At 35.1% G+C, this 15,859-nt stretch carries 19 protein-coding genes and 2 pseudogenes; 16 read left to right on the top strand and 5 right to left on the bottom strand.

Annotation, left to right across the window (positions count from 1 at the left end; genetic code table 11):
• Nucleotides 1-622: 622 nt before the first annotated feature.
• The 6 genes from KQI42_RS19220 to KQI42_RS19195 all read left to right on the top strand — a co-directional run bounded on the left by KQI42_RS19220 (nucleotide 623) and on the right by KQI42_RS19195 (nucleotide 4,110).
• Nucleotides 623-769, top strand: coding sequence for a hypothetical protein (locus KQI42_RS19220; protein ID WP_216522105.1), 147 nt, complete (start codon nucleotides 623-625; stop codon nucleotides 767-769).
• Between the two features lie 250 nt (nucleotides 770-1,019).
• The gene (locus tag KQI42_RS19215) at nucleotides 1,020-1,286 is read left to right on the top strand and encodes a VOC family protein (protein WP_216522103.1); all 267 of its coding nucleotides are present in this window, start codon (nucleotides 1,020-1,022) and stop codon (nucleotides 1,284-1,286) included.
• 125 nt (nucleotides 1,287-1,411) lie between these two features.
• On the top strand, nucleotides 1,412-1,867 hold the full coding sequence (locus tag KQI42_RS19210; protein ID WP_216522101.1) for an AraC family transcriptional regulator: 456 nt from the start codon (nucleotides 1,412-1,414) through the stop codon (nucleotides 1,865-1,867).
• A 114-nt stretch (nucleotides 1,868-1,981) separates the two neighbouring features.
• Nucleotides 1,982-2,434, top strand: a complete 453-nt coding sequence (locus KQI42_RS19205) for a hypothetical protein (protein ID WP_216522099.1) — start codon at nucleotides 1,982-1,984, stop codon at nucleotides 2,432-2,434.
• Between the two features lie 157 nt (nucleotides 2,435-2,591).
• On the top strand, nucleotides 2,592-3,428 hold the full coding sequence (locus KQI42_RS19200; protein ID WP_216522098.1) for a prenyltransferase/squalene oxidase repeat-containing protein: 837 nt from the start codon (nucleotides 2,592-2,594) through the stop codon (nucleotides 3,426-3,428).
• A 424-nt stretch (nucleotides 3,429-3,852) separates the two neighbouring features.
• The gene (locus tag KQI42_RS19195) at nucleotides 3,853-4,110 is read left to right on the top strand and encodes a hypothetical protein (RefSeq protein WP_216522097.1); all 258 of its coding nucleotides are present in this window, start codon (nucleotides 3,853-3,855) and stop codon (nucleotides 4,108-4,110) included.
• On the opposite strand, the pseudogene KQI42_RS19190 reads toward KQI42_RS19195, so the two are convergent.
• Nucleotides 4,096-5,000 (bottom strand): annotated as a pseudogene (locus tag KQI42_RS19190) (IS3 family transposase). The gene KQI42_RS19195 and the pseudogene KQI42_RS19190 sit on opposite strands and share 15 nt — an antisense overlap.
• 405 nt (nucleotides 5,001-5,405) lie before the next feature.
• Between KQI42_RS19190 and KQI42_RS19185 the strand changes: the two are divergent.
• Together KQI42_RS19185 and KQI42_RS19180 are read left to right on the top strand one after the other, a co-directional pair.
• Nucleotides 5,406-5,717, top strand: a complete 312-nt coding sequence (locus KQI42_RS19185) for a hypothetical protein (protein ID WP_216522096.1) — start codon at nucleotides 5,406-5,408, stop codon at nucleotides 5,715-5,717.
• 59 nt (nucleotides 5,718-5,776) lie between these two features.
• Nucleotides 5,777-5,896, top strand: a complete 120-nt coding sequence (locus tag KQI42_RS19180; RefSeq protein WP_343231729.1) for an ATP-binding protein — start codon at nucleotides 5,777-5,779, stop codon at nucleotides 5,894-5,896.
• Between the two features lie 336 nt (nucleotides 5,897-6,232).
• On the opposite strand, the gene KQI42_RS19175 is transcribed toward KQI42_RS19180, so the two are convergent.
• The 3 genes and pseudogenes from KQI42_RS19175 to KQI42_RS21740 all read right to left on the bottom strand — a co-directional run bounded on the left by KQI42_RS19175 (nucleotide 6,233) and on the right by KQI42_RS21740 (nucleotide 7,410).
• Complete coding sequence (locus KQI42_RS19175; RefSeq protein WP_216522094.1) at nucleotides 6,233-6,802, bottom strand: transposase; 570 nt, start codon at nucleotides 6,800-6,802, stop codon at nucleotides 6,233-6,235.
• A gap of 12 nt (nucleotides 6,803-6,814) precedes the next feature.
• Nucleotides 6,815-7,156, bottom strand: a pseudogene (locus KQI42_RS21745) (IS110 family transposase); the annotation flags it as partial.
• Nucleotides 7,132-7,410 carry an IS110 family transposase gene (locus tag KQI42_RS21740; RefSeq protein WP_343231727.1) on the bottom strand — a complete coding sequence of 93 codons (279 nt, stop codon included), beginning with the start codon at nucleotides 7,408-7,410 and terminating at the stop codon, nucleotides 7,132-7,134. The gene KQI42_RS21740 and the pseudogene KQI42_RS21745, both read right to left, overlap by 25 nt.
• 387 nt (nucleotides 7,411-7,797) lie before the next feature.
• Here KQI42_RS21740 and KQI42_RS19160 point away from each other — a divergent pair, with 387 nt between their 5' ends.
• The 8 genes from KQI42_RS19160 (at nucleotide 7,798) to KQI42_RS19125 (ending at nucleotide 14,766) form a co-directional block, all read left to right on the top strand.
• Nucleotides 7,798-8,190, top strand: a complete 393-nt coding sequence (locus KQI42_RS19160) for a helix-turn-helix transcriptional regulator (RefSeq protein ID WP_246566750.1) — start codon at nucleotides 7,798-7,800, stop codon at nucleotides 8,188-8,190.
• A 7-nt stretch (nucleotides 8,191-8,197) separates the two neighbouring features.
• Nucleotides 8,198-8,803, top strand: a complete 606-nt coding sequence (locus tag KQI42_RS19155) for an ATP-dependent Clp protease proteolytic subunit (protein WP_216522090.1) — start codon at nucleotides 8,198-8,200, stop codon at nucleotides 8,801-8,803.
• 240 nt (nucleotides 8,804-9,043) lie between these two features.
• A complete protein-coding gene (locus tag KQI42_RS19150) occupies nucleotides 9,044-10,237 on the top strand; it encodes a PhzF family phenazine biosynthesis protein (RefSeq protein WP_216522089.1) in 1,194 nt (397 codons plus the stop codon).
• 442 nt (nucleotides 10,238-10,679) lie between these two features.
• Nucleotides 10,680-11,573, top strand: a complete 894-nt coding sequence (locus tag KQI42_RS19145) for a GNAT family N-acetyltransferase (RefSeq protein WP_216522088.1) — start codon at nucleotides 10,680-10,682, stop codon at nucleotides 11,571-11,573.
• Between the two features lie 21 nt (nucleotides 11,574-11,594).
• The gene (locus KQI42_RS19140; RefSeq protein ID WP_246566749.1) at nucleotides 11,595-12,146 is read left to right on the top strand and encodes an MBL fold metallo-hydrolase; all 552 of its coding nucleotides are present in this window, start codon (nucleotides 11,595-11,597) and stop codon (nucleotides 12,144-12,146) included.
• A gap of 638 nt (nucleotides 12,147-12,784) precedes the next feature.
• A complete protein-coding gene (locus KQI42_RS19135) occupies nucleotides 12,785-13,318 on the top strand; it encodes an AAA family ATPase (protein ID WP_216522087.1) in 534 nt (177 codons plus the stop codon).
• Between the two features lie 358 nt (nucleotides 13,319-13,676).
• Complete coding sequence (locus KQI42_RS19130) at nucleotides 13,677-13,919, top strand: hypothetical protein (protein WP_216522086.1); 243 nt, start codon at nucleotides 13,677-13,679, stop codon at nucleotides 13,917-13,919.
• Nucleotides 13,920-14,367: 448 nt separating this feature from the next.
• Complete coding sequence (locus tag KQI42_RS19125) at nucleotides 14,368-14,766, top strand: nuclear transport factor 2 family protein (protein WP_216522085.1); 399 nt, start codon at nucleotides 14,368-14,370, stop codon at nucleotides 14,764-14,766.
• 194 nt (nucleotides 14,767-14,960) lie between these two features.
• On the opposite strand, the gene KQI42_RS19120 is transcribed toward KQI42_RS19125, so the two are convergent.
• Nucleotides 14,961-15,755 (bottom strand): hypothetical protein, encoded by a 795-nt coding sequence (locus KQI42_RS19120; protein WP_216522083.1) that lies wholly within the window; start codon nucleotides 15,753-15,755, stop codon nucleotides 14,961-14,963.
• Nucleotides 15,756-15,859 lie beyond the last annotated feature (104 nt).

Below are 15,859 nucleotides of genomic sequence, written 5' to 3'. Positions count from 1 at the left end.
ATTAATGAAGAGTATTTAAATCCAGTAAGGATTAAGGTAGTATAAATGTAAACTGTGAGCACTTGCTTTCAGCATAGGGCGTACTTGGACACGCCAAAAAGAATAAGGCTTCCTAAGTAATTAGGTTGAAAAGTAATAGCAAACTTCTTTACGAAAAAGAATCCCCCATCTTCTATAAGTGGGGGAGGGTTCAAAATTAAAGATATTAAGGGGTTATATTGCTATGAAGATATATTTATAATTTTTTAATTATCAAGCTCGGGATATCAATCTAAGAAGGTCAAAGCAGAAATTAATATAAAAAAACAAGGAAATAGCTAGAGCATGGAAGGAGATCATATTTGGCAATAATGACAATGTTGAGGTTTGGATAATAGATGAACCTGTAGAAGAAGATTTTGGGAAATTTAAGAGAATAAATTTTCACCTTGAACCTGATATAATTATTACAAAAAAGGACTTAAGAGATAAAGTATGTCGCCAAGGGGGTAATATCAACCTACGACATCATTATTATACTCTCAAGGCACGTTGAGAGTATAATAATGATGTCGTATTGTGGTCAGAGGGAGAAAAAATAGAGTTTGACCACAATATGTTGTGATTTTGAGACGATTTTGGAGTGAAAAATGAGCTAAAAAAAGCCACTTTTTACCCTCTTAAAATAGGCAAAAATATAGATGACATAGTGGATTTTAAAGATAAAAAAGAGTTTTGGCTGGATTTGGACAAGGAAGCTAGTCTGGTTTTTCCAAGGAAATTGATGTAATTAAAAAGATGGGAGAATGACTTTCTTGATCTAGCTAATGTAAAAATTAGAACTTGTTTATCCATAAAAAATTAAAATAACTGGAGGTAGCATTATGGTTACACCTTATATTACATTTGAAGGAAACTGCAGTTAAGCATTGGAGCTTTACCAGACAGCTTTTAATAGTAAAATTCTGATGTCACAGCTATATGGAGATTATATACCTGAGGGTGTTACTGCTCCACCGGCAAATCTGAAAGATTGGATTTTGCATGCCGAAATGAATATTTGTGATACAGTTTTTTGGTTTGCAGATGAAATAGCAGAGCCAGTGTCTAAAGGTAACATGATAAAATTAACTACAAAAGTACCCTCGGCAAGAGAGGTACAAAATATCTTCGGCCTATTGAGTATTGGTGCTCATATAACTCTTCTACCGACAGCAGCATTTTATAGCTCATTCCATGCTGGGCTTACTGACAAGTATGGCGTAAGTTGGAATATCGTTGCTGAAGAAGCACCAAGTCAACCTTAGTATCATTAAGCACTATTATACAAATTCCAATTTGGCAATTTTAAAAAATTAGTTGAAATACATTTTAAAGCATTATATGATGAATTCAGACATCGATGTACTCTATTTAAAAAAGAAGGTAAATTATGAATGTTAATATTGAAATGATACCATCATATAAAATTGCTTATATACGAAGAACAGGCCCTTACGGTTCAGAGAATGTTCAAATAATGGAACAATTAAAAAGTTGGGCCAGAGAAAAAAATATATTTAATGAAAGTTCAATCATATTAGGGATAGCCCAAGATAACCCTCAATTCACAGAACCTAAAGATTGTCGTTATGATACATGTTTAGTTGTTTCTGATGAATTTGATGTTGATAATAAGTATATTAATTTTGGAAAAACTGTTGGTGGAAAATATTGTGTATTTAAAATAAATCATACAGTAGATGCTATGCAAAAAGCATGGATGGGGATATTTTCGGAGTTATCAAAAAGAAATTATAAATTTGATGATAGAAGACCTATTCTTGAACGCTATGCAGTGCAGATGATAAATGAACATTATTGCGAAATTTGCATGCCAATATTATAAAAGGATATTAAAACAAATTCCAATTGGTTTGTCCGAGTATTACAATTATTTTTATACTAAGCAGTTAAACAGGAATTTGTACTACAGATTATCTATCTTATTTGAGGTGACTTTATGGAATGTATAGAGTGTTATAGTGAGGAAAATCGTATTACTCCTTTATTAGAACCACGAAACTGTTTGGAAAATCATAAACAGTACATTTGCGGAACTTGTGGTAGATGTATTTGTATTGATAAAGATGAAAAACGAAATGTGCAACGTTGGAATTTTCCTTTTAAGTCTTTAGAAATTGCAAAATTATATTTGAGAACTGCCGACTTTTCAATGAAAAAACCTTGTGGGGTTTACGAAATCACTAATAGCAAGGGGAGAAAGTCATATAAAATATTTGCAGATGTTGCAGACTTAAAAACTTATCTTGATAAAAATAAAGATAAAAGCTGTGAGTTTATGCAGCCTGTTTATATGAAAGATAAGTATCAAGATTTTTCATACACAAAAGTTAAGTTTTTAGACAAAGAAGAAATTGAACAATATATATCTGAGCAAGAAAAATTAGAATAGTTTTGAGAACGTCAAATTCCAATTTGTCGGTCTCGTTATTGAGGGTAACTCGAAACTGGAAAATTTGAACGAAAGTACCGATTATTTATACAATATGAAATTCATTCAAAGTTTTCTGAGAATCAATTAGGCAATTGTATTGAGAGAGGTGAACGAGATGGCTGTAGAGAAGAAATATGCATCGGATATTGAAGCGATACTATCACATAGGCATGATCACGGAGCTGACCTTTGGACTACACCTGATAAGCGTCTAATAAAAGGAGCACCATTCTCAACTTTGGAGAGCGTAATGTACTTATTAGAATTGGGCATGGAACCAATAGAATCCTTGTTTAAAGAAACCGCTGAACTGATATTCAGTACCTGGCAGGAGGACGGTCGTTTTAAGTTGTACCCTAAAGGAGCTGTTTACCCGTGCCAAACCATCCATGCCGCCAATGCACTTTGCCATATGGGGTATGCTTCCGATGTTAGACTGCAAAAAACTTTTCAACATCTTTTTGATATCCAGTATACAGACGGTGGATGGCGCTGCAACAAATTCAGTTTTGGACGAGGCCCGGAAACGGAGTATTCAAATCCCCTCCCAACGCTTAACGCTCTAAATGCCTTCCGCTTTAGTGACTATGTCAATAAAAAAATAGCTCTTGACAAGGCCGTGGATTTTTTGCTGGAACATTGGATCATCAGGAAATCTATTGGCCCGTGTCACTATGGAATAGGTACATTATTCATGCAAGTAGAATATCCCTTCCGGAATTACAATCTCTTTATATATGTCTATGTCTTATCATTTTACAATCGAGCAAAAGGGGACAAACGGTTTCTCGAAGCCTTGGAAACATTGGAATCCAAACTGGTGGATGGGCAGGTTGTGGTTGAACGTGTTGTTCCGAAGCTGACTGGGCTTTCTTTCTGTGAAAAGGGTAAAGCAAGTGCATTGGCAACAAGACGCTATCATGAAATTTTGCAAAATCTTGAAGTAAAATAACCACTATTAATAGTATAAGCATAATGGGTATACGACAAACAGGAATTTGTTTTGCATACTAGATGACATAGTGGATTCGGAAGAATAGGAACCTGAAATTATAATTTTACAGAGAGATATAAAAGCATTTGGGAAGAAATACTCTTATGCTTATTTATAAATATTTAAATTAGCTGATGGTGATTATGCTATTTTAAAGGACCATGTTTTAAAAAAGACATGGTCTTTTTTTATTGGATAAAACGAGTACTTACTATTTTAAGAAGGAGGATTAAAAGATGTACATTACCATTAAGAAACCTAATGATACAGATCCAATGCTATTGGAGTTAATTTCCCCTGTGAGCAAAATGAGCTGAGTAGGATTTGTAATGAGCTGGGGATTGAAGAAACAACAGAGAAGAACTGCTGTATTGTGAATGCTATGGATGGAAACTTTATTGGTATGGTGAAAGAAAATTATTGCAACATAGACGAATTGAACTTTCTGATTAAACGTATGGAAAGCCTTACATCAAAAGAAAAGAATATTCTTTATGCTTCCGCAGATGCAACTGGAGTAAAAACAATAATGGAACTGATTAACCTTACTTATAATACGCATTGCTATAGCATTATAAAAAGTTTCAATAAATTGCATGAGGAAGGAAGAGAAATATATGGATCGTCAACACTTATTTAGACAGTTTTTTTTAAGGTTATGTAATTTATATTCTTTAGGACTCAAGTAATCTAATGCCTAATATTATTAAACCAATTAACATAGTCTGCTAGCATAATTTCTAACTGCTCTAAGCTTTCAAAACGATAGTTATTAACAAATTCAGTTTTAAATATCTTGAAGGTGGCTTCAGCTACAGCATTATCATAAGGACAGCCTTTCATACTTAAAGAACGCTTAATTTTGAATGTATCTAGGACTTCATCTATTATTTTATTTTTGAATTCGTTACCTCGATCTGTATGAAATAAAGTAATATTATCTAACCTAGTTTTAATCTTTGAAAATGCTTTATAAACAAGCTTTGCATCCTTGTTAGTACCAGCGCTATAACCTATTATTTCTCTATTAAATAAGTCGACTAACAAACATACATAGTTCCATCTTTTATTAACTCTAATGTATGTTAAATCACTGACTACAGCTTCATAAGGCTGATTTGTTTTGAATTCTCTATTTAGTTCATTAGCAATCTTTGATTCATAGTAATAGGTACTTCTAAGGATTTGTAGGACTTTACACATTGCTGATATACTGTATTTGTGGGTATTGTTTTTAATCGCATTTACTTATCAATCAAATATCAGCGCCGCTTGCTTTAAAATATCATTCTCCATCTTTAATTGTTGATTTTCTTTCCTTAGTTTTATTAATTCATTTTCTTCTGGGGAACGATTATCTTTTTCCTTAAAAGATCCAGTAGTTTGGCTTCTTTTAATCCAAGTATTAAAAGCAGTAGGTGTTAAGTCATATTCAGCCATAATATCTTTTTTAGGCTTACCACTTTCGTATAGTTTCACCATTTGTTCTTTGAATTCAGGGGTATAGGTTCTTCTTGCTCTCTTTGTCATATAAACGATTCTCCTTTTAATATATTGATATTAGTTTACATGACCTTAATTTAGTTGTCTAGTTTATTGTAACCTATCCACTGTATTGAGTGATGAGATAAAGTAGTAAGTTATTTAAAGCCATATAGTTCTTGTTTAAATACATTATATATTTGGAATACGCCTTCAGAGGCATAACTTTTAGATGCCATAGAAAATAAAATATTTAATAATATACAGTTTAATGAACTAATATCACAAAAAACATGTTTGAGAGAAATGTAATTTTAAAAAAATGTTATGCAAAATAATTTTATCAATGGATTTAGCAGAAACTAAAAAGATAATTTTTATATAGAGTGTTAATAAGTGAGGAGGAATTAATGTTAAAATATAAATAAATTATATAGCTCAGTAATGTACTTCTTGGAGGAAAGTTCAGATTCAAATAAATTAGCTTTTGAAAGTATTGCAAGTGTATCAAAGGTTTTAAGCTTTATGTTTGTAGAACAATATATAATTTATGATGCAAGAGTAGCCTATGCTATGAATTGGATATTTCTGAAGACTAATTCGTCAAAAGTGTTTTTCACAATGCCAGAAAGTAGGAATTCAAAATTAAATACATTAGATATATCCACATTAAGTAGACTATCTAATGTTAAAGGGCATATAAATAATATAGGAATAAATAAAATGGTTAGTAACTCTGATAAGAATATATTTATTAAAAGCTAATGTCATATATAACTTTATGTAATTTAATTAGTGAGATTAATATGAAATTATGAGATGATATATTTTATGATCCTGTCATAGCTAACGCTATCTTAGATAGGATTTTACATCATGTCCATGTAATTCCTATAAACGGAAAATCATATCGTTTAAAAAATCATCTTAAAGAAGATGAGTAAAAAGCTACATTCTTAAATGATTAAAAAGTTACATTCTAATATTGACATTTATACTTATTTTCGTCAGATAAAATTTGAGCAAGAATTATCAAGAATTAATTTATGGCTGAGTATATAATATATGATATATTCTTGGAAAGTCTAGCGGTAATATGTCAAGACCCAAATAATTAAAATTTGAAGGAAATATGCATAATATTTCTAAATATTTCTAAAAGAAGGCGCACTTTAATAAGCCTTCAGAAAGCTGCAAATTTTTGAAGGTGTTAAAGGAACCTACTATCTATTAGTAGGTGGTATATATACTTGGTTGGTACTCAGCAGTGAGTAAACCAATCAAACTAATTTCCTTGCAGTAAGTGCGAGGGCACGTTTGTGTTGATGTTTCGGTACTTCTTTAATCTTGGATTGATAGTAGTGTTTGAGTTCGGCATCGTGCATTCGTACCTTATTCGCGGCTTCCAAGAAATAATACTTTAGGTATTTGTTGCCCGAAAGAATCAACTTTGTATTGGAGGCTTCATAATCTCCAGATTGGTATTGAGTCCATGCAATACCTGCATACTTTGCTAATGCTGCATGATTTTTAAAACGCTGTATATCAGCTATTTCAGCTAGTAATCCAGCGCCATATACAGAACCAATACCAGGAATGCTATTTAAAATGGCAGAAAAAAGCTGCATATATGATTCAATAGCTTTATCTAAATCCTTAATTTGTTGTTGTAATGAGCGTATTCTAACAAGACGTACAGCTAATAGTTGGTTAACAGAGTCATTTACTGTTTTAGATAAACGATAGGAACTTCTAGCAGCTGCCTTTAAGTCATTTGCAATTGGCTCTGGATCAGCAAATATGTTTTTCTCTTTATCTATTAAGAATTCTGCAGGATATTCTAAAGACATATCATTAATATGTCATCTATAGAGAAGAAGTCTGTAATTACAGCAATAAGATGTAGCTCCAAAAGTATCTGAAAATATTTTAGAAGAGTCAAGAGAAGAAAATTTGTAAAACAAAGTATCTAGAAATCTAGTCTTTTCACGACTTAGGTTCTGAGCAACCTGAAATCTTGCTCTTGTAAGATTTCTAAGAGCAATGTATTTTTCATCGGGATTAACTTCTTTGGAGATACGACCAAAGCGTGGATAATCCGCAATAACAAGAGTATTGATGTTATCATTTTTAGGTAATTCAGGATAAGATTCTTTAAACGCTTTAATCTGCTTGGCATTCAGAACAAAGACTTTAATACCCCATTTTTTAAGAAGTCATCATTACGAAGAAATATGGCTAGATGATCTGCATAAATTGATGTAGATTCCATACCGATGGAGACGTTTTGGAAGTCATTAGAGACAAGAGTGTTACGAAGCTTTTCAAGAAGATTATTAGCGCCATCCTGATTGTTAGGAACTGAGAAAACAGTTAAAGTATCTCCAAGAGAATCAGTGAATCGTACAACATTGTTTCGTTTACTAACATCGATACCTACAAAGAGAGTGTTCAACATAGAATTCATCTCACTTTCTAAATAGATTAAGAAACCAATAAAACAATGCCCTTGGGACTGCGGCAGCGACACCCTCGCGTATATGAATAAGCTCCTGTGGTGCATGCACGAACCCTTCCTGCAACAAGGGACACCTGTTCAGGAGAAAACAGTTAGCGGTTAGAAGAAAACACACAGCCAAGGGGAACTGACTTTCCGAGAATAAACCCGAAGGCTAAACAAGGAGCGATTGAACTTTCCTTAATGGTTTCTACCATTATTAAACCACAGGCATTGTTATTGGTCTATACAAAGAAATAAAAAAAGAGACAATAGATTGCAAGGCTATTATCTCTATAAAAATATATAATATTTCCTTGCAAATACTATTATACGAGGAGGATGCATATGGATTATCATTCAAAAGTGCGTGATTCACTTGAGTATATTGAAAAAAATCTGGGTAATAAGATTAAACTTGACGATCTTGCTCAAAAAGCTTATCTGTCAAAATATCATTATCATAGACTTTTTCACAAAATAACAGGTGAATCCGTCACCAGATATATTACTAAGCGGCGGATGGAGAAGGCTGCAGAAGAGCTTGTTCAAACAGAACAGCCGATTATTGATATCGCACTGAAGTATCAATATGCTTCTCAGGAATCCTTTTCTAGAGCCTTTATGAGGATTTATGATTTGACGCCTGGAAAATATTGGAGAGTATATAGAAGTGGTAAATTCAATAATGTTATCGAATTCAGTTCCGACTTCAACAGAATCACGAATATGGCTGCATAAGCAGCGTATGGAGGTTAATATGAGCAATCTTATACCAATGGTAATTGAACAGACATCTCGAGGAGAACGCTCTTACGATATTTTTTCGAGGTTGTTAAACGATAGGATTATCATGCTTAACGGCATGGTAACGAATGAATCTGCGAGCTTAATTATTGCGCAAATGCTCTTCTTGGAATCCGCCGACTGTGACAAGGACATTCATTTCTATATAAACAGTCCAGGTGGTTCTGTAACGGACGGCTTCGCTATTATGGATACAATGAATTATATCAAATGCGATGTTTCTACCATCAGTGTAGGCCAATCAGGGAGCGCAGCTTCATTACTTCTGGCATCGGGGAAGAAAGGTAAACGTTTTGCCCTGAAAAACAGTGAAGTGCTGATTCATCAGCCGTCAATATCCGGCGGACTTCAGGGGCAGGCCACAGATATTAAAATTCATAGTGATTGGCTTGAAAAAACAAAAGAAACTCTGAATGAAATATATAGTAGGCTTACAGGTCAGCCAATCCAAAAGATTAAAGAGGATATGGAAAGAGACTGCTATATGACGGCTGAGCAAGCGAAAGAATATGGGTTAATTGATAAGATTTTATTATGTCGTACGTAACATTACATTTAAAAAACGGGGTTAAAGCGAAGCTTTAGATTGGATATCTGTATTTGAGCGGTTATTTAAAATCTTATTTTTAAAAATTTAGATGCTAATGCTATAAAAACAAATAGCACTAAAAGGATTGTTCCAAATTGATTACTGCAATTCTCCAATCCCTATAGCTAAATAATTGTAACGAATAAAGTTCATTTGCAAAGAGCATTTGAGAGTTTTATTGCTTACAATTTTTGATTTATGGGATCAAAAGCACTAAGCTATACACATACAATTGATGTTGATAAAGAAATCTCTGATGTGAGATTAAAAAAAGATACCGCATTGTGCTCAAAAAAACTGGATCTGAGGATTGATTTTTCTTCCGCCAAGGCTCCCACTAGGCTCAAACGGCATCTTTTTTGTATCCTCAAAGCATTGTGCGGTTCTAAAGAAGCACGCACCAATGTTGAGCTAGTAGCCTATATTGAATCTACAATTGAAATTCTTTTGCTATATACTTACTTTATCAAATATAAAAAAGGAGTGTTAATTATGAAGAAAATACAAGTCTATCATGTAGACGCATTTACAGATCAAATTTTCGGCGGAAATGCCGCAGGTGTAGTTCCCGAAGCAGTGGGGTTAAATGAGCACGACATGCAGAAGATAGCAAGAGAATTAAATCTTTCAGAGACTGCATTTTTATTTCCTTCTAATGATAAAAATTATGATTATGTGGTGCGTTATTTTACACCAAGTAGAGAGGTTGATTTTTGCGGTCATGCTACGGTAGGCCTGTCATGGGTTATGGCAATGGAGTATGGCTGGATGGAAAAAGCCTCACAAATTAGATTGAAAACAAATATTGGTATTGTTCCGGTTGAATGGTCTATGCAAGAAAAAAAATTAAATAGTGTTGTGATGACTCAAGTTGCACCTAAAACAAAACAATTTGAGGTGGATAAGGAAGAAATCTGTCGTGTAGTCGGGATTAATCCAATGGACATCGATGATAAATATCCGATCAGGTTAGCATATACAGGAAATTGGCACTTATTAATTCCGGTAAAGAACAGTAAAGCAATCGACGCATCAGTACCGATATTTGAAGAATTAAAAGATTTAAATCTTAAATTGGATGTTATTACTACACATTTATTTAGTTTTAATAGTTTTGATGAACGATATAAAATATATACAAGAGATTTTGCACCAGCAATCGGAATTGCTGAGGATCCGGTTACAGGAGCAGCGAATGGTGCGTTAGCAGGATACTTAGTATTGGAAAATATTTTAGACCCAAAAACAGACCATGAATTTACAATTGCCCAAGGACATGCAGCTGGAAGACCGGGAGAACTTACAATAAAGATTATTGCAGGAAAAACTAATCCGACTATCAAAGTTGGGGGAAAAGCGACTATTTCAATTAATGGAACTATAAATCTTTAATGAAACAATTGAATGAATTTTTCATTATACCAATTATTAGAATTAATTAATTCTTTGAATTACGCCAGGGGGATACCAGCTTCAAGTGAAATCATTTTTGTCTACTCAGGCATATAGAATGCTGCTGCTTGCTTGAGCGTATTTCGTAAAAAGGGGAAATTTCGTTGGAGAATTATGTGTCTGTTGATGGAATTCGGATTTGGGCTATTGGCAACAATCTTTTCATCCCGAGCCAGGTTGGGCAGAGAGGATGCTAATTGGTTGATGAGGTAAGCCGCTATGCAGGATAATACAGTAAAAGCAATCCCAAACAGGCTGGTGACCCTAGTTCAGGAGTACGAATTAAAGTACAAGATGAAGATAGTAATTAGCTTGAAACCGATGAGCTTGGCAATAGCTATATTCGATTAATTTATCATAAGCAGAAAGAAGGAGATTTTACATGCAGGCAGAAAAATTACTATGTAAGGATAAAGAGGATTTTATAGCATTTTGTTTGAAACATAGAAATAAGGTGGACGATTCATTTTTATATGATGAGGATCTGGAGAATTTTGCTCCTGATGAGGAAAATCCTACATTTATCGTGAAAAAAGACGGTAACATAATAGCGGCAGCCTCCCTTATAGTGGATGATTATCATAGAAGAGGAAGGTGCGGACGTTTTCGCATTTTTTATTCTGAAGATAAGGATCTGAATATTTATTCTATCCTGTTATCGCAAGCGATTAAACATATAAAGGAAATTGACAAGGTATTTTTGTTTGTCCCACTTACAAACAGCGAGCTTTCAGATAATATAAAAAGCCTTCATTTTGCAGTTGATAGATATGTATATCTCTTAGTCAAAGAAATTACGGGACCGCAGGTTATAAATTTACCGGATGGCTACTCCATCAGAGAATTTCAATTTGATAGAGATGAAGATGATTGGTGCTACATCAGGAATACAGCTTTTTCAAACCTAAGGGGGAATTCTACTCCTATTACTCCGGAAATGGTACGCAAACAGGTATGCAGCTCAGAATATCTGGAGGGAGGCTTACTGTTTCTAATGCATAATAATAATCCTGTGGGGATTATTAGAGGAGTGAATGATGATTATGAAGGTGAGCCTGCTATGAATATTGGTCCTTTAGCCATTCTGCCTGCATATCAAGGAAAAGGTATGGGAAGGCAGTTACTAAGGGCTGCGCTTGACTTTGCACAAAAAAAGAAATACAAAAAGGTAATGCTTTGCGTTAATGCAGATAATGAAAGGGCAAAGGAGATTTATTTAAGGGAAGGCTTTGTTCAGATTGAAGGAGTAATTGCTTATGAATACCTTGCCATTTAGAATAATGGCTGGAGGGATATATTGATTGTAGAAAAGGCCTTGGAAGCTCAAAAACTTAAAAAGCCCGACTTTACGGTGATAACTCATTGGCATTGGGATCATACATTTGGAATGCATCACATAAGCGGATCATCAATCGCACATAATAAAACCAACGAATTTTTGGGTAAAGAAAAGACAAAGCTTTTTGACAAAGCATACTTGGACTTTTTAAAGAATGACGATAAATGTTTCGGAAAGGAATATGAAAATAATAAAAAAGTAGTTATCGTTCAGGCGGATATTCAATTTCAGGAGAGCCTTGCTCTTAATCTTGGCAGAATGACAGCAAAAATATTTCATACGGAATCTCCTCACTCTGATGATACTGTGCTGATCTATATCCCAGAAGAAAAAATACTGTTTCTCGGAGATGCAACCAGTGAAGATTTCTTTAATGATGGATTTATGGACAAAGAAAAATTATGGGCATTGATAAATTTAATCGAGAAAATAGATTGTAAATTCTGTATTTTGAGCCACACAGAACCTCTGACGAAATCGGGTTTATTATATTACTTAAAATCAATATAGGGTCAATAAGTTTACTACAGGGGCAACGATATGGAAGAAGCTAAATGGATTTTACGCCCCATTTTGTAATCCCTTGGATTTTTCTCTGACTTTTCGAAACTCTATAGGACCATCAACCATTACGGAGCGGAAATGGATTAGCTCCAGTAAAGTGAATAGCACACAAGCGTCTTTTAGTTTCAATCGAAACTGAAGGGCACTTTTTTTATTTGAGAAAGTAGATGATAAAATGTCAGAAAAATAAAAAATATTAATCATAACGCTGATGAGAGCTGATTTACATGATATGTCCAACTACTCCGGCGCCTGCCTGAAACTTCCCGCAAGCCGTGATGAGATAAAAGATGCTTTTGACCGTGCACAGATCAAGGACGGACAGCCCATACAAGGTTATGGAATGCTTCAATATGAGCGGTGATAAACTGAGCTTCATAAACATGGTTTGACTTGCAAAATAATACTTGGTATAATACTTTCTATGTGAAAAACCATTCTATATATCATAAAACCATGCGAAATCATTTCATAAATTATCAAGCAATCATAGAATAAAATCCCATTTTCCATTAATACCAAGTGTTTTACAACTTTTTAGTTGAAAGTCAGATTAATTATTAAATTTTCTTAGGAGGTGTTTTATGAGGCGATATATTTTAACAGGCACACCAGGAAGTGGAAAAACTTCAATTATTAGATTATTAGAAACAATGGGTTATTTGGTAGTGGAAGAAGCCGCAACTGATATAATTGCTTTAGAGCAAGTGCAAGGTAAAGCTGAACCATGGAAGGATGCGTCCTTTATTAATAAAATTGTGGAATTGCAAAAACAAAGACAAGTACAGCTTTCAGCTCTTCCATCTGAAGTTCAAATTTATGACCGCTCAGTTTTTTGTACATATGCTCTAAGTAAATATCTTGGATATCAACCATCTAAAGATATTATGGAAGAAATAAATAGAATTGAGAATGAACAAATCTATCAGAAGACGGTATTCTTTATTGAGAATTTGGGTTTTTGCCAGCCCTCAGAGGCAAGAAAGATTAGCTTTGAGGAAGCTTTATATTTTGAACATATTCATGAAAAAACGTATAAGTCCTTTGGATATACGTGTATAAAAATTCCACCCGGAAGTGTAATTGAGCGAGCATACAAAATTATAAGCATGTTATAAAATTTATTTTCGTCTTGTCCTTATTTTGTTTTTATCAAAATTTATAAAAGTTAATTATAATAGATATCTCATATTTTTATATAATGCATAGCAATGAAGGAGGATAACAAGTTAATCTCATCAAGAACACAAATAACTATTCTCTGAAAATGGATGAGCAGGCGTATTTTCTAAAGAAGATACCCTGCTTTTTTTATGCCTTTTTTAGAGCTCAAAATCTATCACTTCAATAAAGAATGGAGGAAATCATAATGGTAAACGAAACGATACATATCTTTTTCCCTCTGAAGATCATCACTTACCCTCAAGGTGATTATGGGGTGAAGACTACCCGGTGGATATCACCCCTGCGGAGGCTATGGCTTATGAGGATGCTATCCTTGCCGCTATCGCAAAGGAGAACCGTTTCTTTGAAAACGACCGAGGACTTGCCGAGTATATCCACGACGAGTCTCTTAATAAAAAGGTGTATAGCCTGTACCCTTCAGTTGAAATTGTCTATGGTGAGCTGTGGGGAGTCATGACCGCCGGGCTTAAGGAGTCACTTTCAGGAGAGGGAAACCGCTGGGATTCTCGAATCTACGACTGGACAGAACAGTGACGGCTACGGCGAAATCTACGTCAGCTTCTGGAACAACGACAACTACTTCATTAAGCCAGAGCAGGATCTGAAAAACAATTCTCCCGACCTCGGATACGGCGGCCCTGTGATTGGAGGAATATAGATGTAAGACTTTGAATTTGTCCTGCCCCAAAATTACAAATATAATGACAGCTTTCATAAAAAAAGGAGTATATAGATGCAGAAATATCGAGTCAGGACCGAAGAAAATCGTTTGTTAAAATAACCTCGAAAGGGATAGGCCAGATTAAAATATTGAAAAGTCGGTTTGACGAAGTACAAAACAAAATCATCGGCAATATGGGAGAAGAGAATGCCCATGAGCTTATTCGTTTAATGAACATGTTCATCGACTCAATCGAGAATAAATGAACTGTGGAAGAATGATTAGTCAAATAACATAACGTAAAATATAGGAGGCATCATTATGAGTACACTTGAAAACAAAGGAATCATCGCCAAAGCATTTTCGGATTTGTCTGCGGGGAACGTTCAATTCTTCCTTGACGCTTTTGACGACAATATGAAATTTACCGTCATGGGTAGGACACAGATATCGGGGACATTTACCGGCAAGAACGAATGCTTCAGCAAAGTTTTTATGCCCCTTGGTTCAAAACTTGCGGGAACCCAACAAGTCATACAAGACAATATTATAGCTGAAGGTGACTATGCGGTTATGCAGTCCAGGGGAACCGCGCCCACGAAAGCGGGGGGAACTTACGACAATGCATATTGTCAGATACTACGGCTTAAGAATGGGAAAATTATGGAGTGGACCGAGTATCTTGACACTAAGGAAGCTGCAAGAGTATTGGCCGAGTAAAATCGTATAAAGCGTAAGTATCTAAAATATGTGTAAACCTCCATTGTTCGTTAAAACAAGAACGATAATGGAGGTTACATTATGCTAACGGATTTCTACATTCACAGGGAACACTGATATTGCATTTGGCGCAGCCATACCGCGGAGCCCATCTTGATAGGATTTCCCTTCTATATGTTGAATACATGAGGTTATTATACCGCCGGATTCTTAGATTCACAGGGTACACTGATACTACATTTGGCACAGCCATACCGAGGGGCAAATCTTGACAGAATTTCTCTATCGATATATTCTTCACAAATTTGATTGTCCTTGCCTTTGTCGGTAATAGCAAGAGGTGGACATCTGCGCATGCAGGCCCCACATTTTCCCAGTGTGAGATATATGCAATACTCATCGTAACTTTTGTAATTCCGCTTTGTAGGTGTAAGCTCCAGTGTGGTGACCACGCTGCCTAAGCGTCCAGCTGTTCCTTTTTCTGTGATGAGCGCCCGGTGAAGTCCAAATGTTCCAAGACCAGCTGCATATGCAACATGTCGTTCGGACCAATTTGAAATCCGGTTTACAACTTTAAACCGGGGATCAAGACAAGGTGCAACGGCATCGGCACTCATTTGCTTCAACATTTCAACCAGAAAAGATCGAACCTCATTATTAAAAGCTTCACCATCGATTCTGGCGGATACCCATTCTTCAGAAGGAAGACCCGGTACCCGGTTCGTATCGCGCACTTCCTTTGTGAACGGAAGAAAATATGAAATCACCGATTTCGCACCCGGCAGCCATTCCTGCGGAAGAATAAAACCCGGTCCGACAATACCGGGCTCACGAAATTTCTGAAAGAAAGGATCGTCTGCAGAAGCAATGCCCATAAGAGGCACGTCATACATTTTCATTCCATCGTGGGCGGCAAGCGCATTGTGTAGGCTCATTTCGATGAACTCGGATACTCTTGTTTTGATAATGTTATTTTGATTCTCATTCATTTTTAACTCCTCCATCCGTATATGCCATGACAATGAAAGGCATTTTCTGAGTTACCGCAAATGTCCTCTGTGTTTTGCTCAGACTGTTCCGACACAAGAGAAAA

The organism is Tissierella simiarum, from assembly GCF_018917865.1.
Taxonomy (GTDB): Bacteria; Bacillota; Clostridia; order Tissierellales; family Tissierellaceae; genus Tissierella_C; species Tissierella_C simiarum.
Note: the sequence above shows the minus strand (reverse complement) of the source record. Positions and strands in the feature narration are given on the sequence as shown.